This window comes from Segatella copri, from assembly GCF_003465495.1.
Lineage (GTDB): Bacteria > Bacteroidota > Bacteroidia > Bacteroidales > Bacteroidaceae > Prevotella > Prevotella copri_G.
Genome location: NZ_QSAV01000013.1, coordinates 703 through 3446 on the forward strand (window position 1 = coordinate 703; position 2744 = coordinate 3446).

General features: G+C 52.9%; 2 rRNA genes (1 of these 2 running past the window's edge). Both read left to right on the forward strand.

Annotated elements, in window-relative coordinates:
* Positions 1-2509: ribosomal RNA gene (locus DWV53_RS05305) — 23S ribosomal RNA — on the forward strand; it begins 616 nt to the left of the window's first position.
* 77 nt (positions 2510-2586) lie between these two features.
* A 5S ribosomal RNA gene (rrf, locus tag DWV53_RS05310) occupies positions 2587-2699 on the forward strand.
* Positions 2700-2744 lie beyond the last annotated feature (45 nt).

The window sequence follows — 2744 nt, forward strand, 5'->3', positions numbered from 1 at the left end:
GCATAGCGGTATCCTGAGTAACGCGGGACACGAGGAATCCTGCGCGAATCTGCCGGGACCATCCGGTAAGGCTAAATACTCCCGTGAGACCGATAGCGAACGAGTACTGTGAAGGAAAGGTGAAAAGAACCCCGAGCAGGGGAGTGAAATAGTTCCTGAAACCATACGCCTACAAGCGGTCGGAGCATCTTACGATGTGACGGCGTGCCTTTTGCATAATGATCCTACGAGTTACCGTCACTGGCGAGGTTGAGTGTCATGAGACACGTAGCCGCAGTGAAAGCGAGCCTGAACAGGGCGCATAGTCAGTGGGGGTAGACGCGAAACCAAGTGATCTACACTTGGCCAGGATGAAGTCCCGGTAACACGGGATGGAGGTCCGCACCAATAAGCGTTGAAAAGCTTCTGGATGAGCCGAGTGTAGGAGTGAAAGGCCAATCAAACTTGGAGATAGCTCGTACTCCCCGAAAGGCATTTAGGTGCCGCGTCGGATGGTCACCGTGAGAGGTAGAGCGACCGATAGGACAAGAGGGCTTCACCGCCTATCGAGTCCTGACGAACTCCGAATGCTCACGGTCTGCAGTCCGGCAGTAAGGGGGCGGGTGCTAAGGTCCGTCCCCGAGAGGAGAAGAATCCAGACCGCCGTCTAAGGTCCCGGAGTTCTGCCTGAGTTAGTCTAACGAAGTCTGGTCCCTATGACAGCTAGGATGTTGGCTTGGAAGCAGCCATTCATTCAAAGAGTGCGTAACAGCTCACTAGTCGAGGGTCCGGGCATGGATAATAATCGGGTATAAGGCAGACACCGAAGGCGCGGGATAGCATTTAAGAAAGTATCGGTAGGGGAGCATACTCACAGCGTCGAATGGTGTACGTAAGTTATCCTGGAGCGGTGAGTAAAGCAAATGTAGGAATAAGTAACGATAAGGAGGGTTAGATTCCCTCCCGCTGTAAGACCAAGGTTTCCCGGGCAATGCCAATCAGCCCGGGGTCAGTCGGGTCCTAAGTCTAAGCCGAACGGCGATGGCGATGGCAGAGACGGTTAATATTCCGTCACTGCCGCATGGGGCGACGTGGAGACGGAGCAGTGAAACCACCGCGGGGCGACGGAAGTCCCCGTTGAAGAGTGTAGGTTTTGAGGATGGCAGGCAAATCCACCATCCGAGCTGAACTTGATAGTATGGAGTCTTCTTCGGAAGAATCCAATAGTGTGGGTAATCATACTCCCGAGAAAATCCGCTAAGCTTAACCCATGCGGCACCCGTACCGCAAACGGACACACGTGGTCGGGTAGAACATACTAAGGCGTTGAGAGATTCATGGTTAAGGAACTAGGCAAATTGACCCTGTAACTTCGGGATAAAGGGTCCTCGTGATGAGCGAGGCGCAGAGAATAGGTCCAGGCAACTGTTTAACAAAAACACAGGGCTGTGCAAACTCGAAAGATGACGTATACAGCCTGACACCTGCCCGGTGCCGGAAGGTTAAGAGGAGATGTCACTCGCAAGAGGAAGCATTGAATTGAAGCCCCGGTAAACGGCGGCCGTAACTATAACGGTCCTAAGGTAGCGAAATTCCTTGTCGGGTAAGTTCCGACCTGCACGAATGGTGTAATGATCCGGACGCTGTCTCAACCATGAGCTCAGTGAAATTGTAGTATCGGTGAAGATGCCGATTACCCGCGATGGGACGAAAAGACCCCGTGAACCTTTACTACAGCTTAGCATTGACCTTGGTCATCCGATGTGTAGGATAGGCCGGAGGCTTCGAAGCGGGAGCGCCAGCTTTCGTGGAGCCATCCTTGAAATACGGCCCTTTGGCTGTCTGAGGTCTAACGCGTGATACGCGGACACTGCTTGGTGGGTAGTTTGACTGGGGTGGTCGCCTCCAAAAGCGTAACGGAGGCTTCCAAAGGTGCCCTCGGGTCGATTGGTAACCGACCTCAAAGAGTGCAATGGCATAAGGGCGCTTGACTGGGAGGCAGACATGCCGAGCAGGCAGGAAACTGGGGCATAGTGATCCGGCGGATGTGTATGGAAACTCCGTCGCTCAAAGGATAAAAGGTACTCCGGGGATAACAGGCTGATCCCCCCCAAGAGCTCATATCGACGGGGTGGTTTGGCACCTCGATGTCGGCTCGTCACATCCTGGGGCTGGAGAAGGTCCCAAGGGTTGGGCTGTTCGCCCATTAAAGTGGCACGCGAGCTGGGTTCAGAACGTCGTGAGACAGTTCGGTCTCTATCTATCGTGGGCGTGGGAGTTTTGAGTGGTGCCGTCACTAGTACGAGAGGACCGTGATGGACAGACCTCCGGTTTACCAGTTGTGCCGCCAGGCGCACCGCTGGGTATCTGAGTCTGGATTGGATAAGCGCTGAAAGCATCTAAGTGCGAAGCCAGCCGCAAGATGAGAACTCCATTGAGGGTCGTCAGAGACGATGACGTTGATAGGATGCAGGTGTAAAGACAGCGATGTCAAAGCCGAGCATTACTAATTGCCCGAACACTTTCTTTATTATAGTTCATAGTTTCAACTGTATTTTCAGTTCATTATCTTGTTTTGCTTGTGTGCAAATACGTCATACCCCATTATCAGGTGGTTATTGCGGTGAGGTCCCACCTCTTCCCATTCCGAACAGAGAAGTTAAGCTCACTTGCGCCGATGGTACTGCAATGCAATGCGGGAGAGTAGGTAGCCGCCTCCTTTTATCAAGAGCCTCAGATTTCGAAAGATTTCTGAGGCTTTTTTG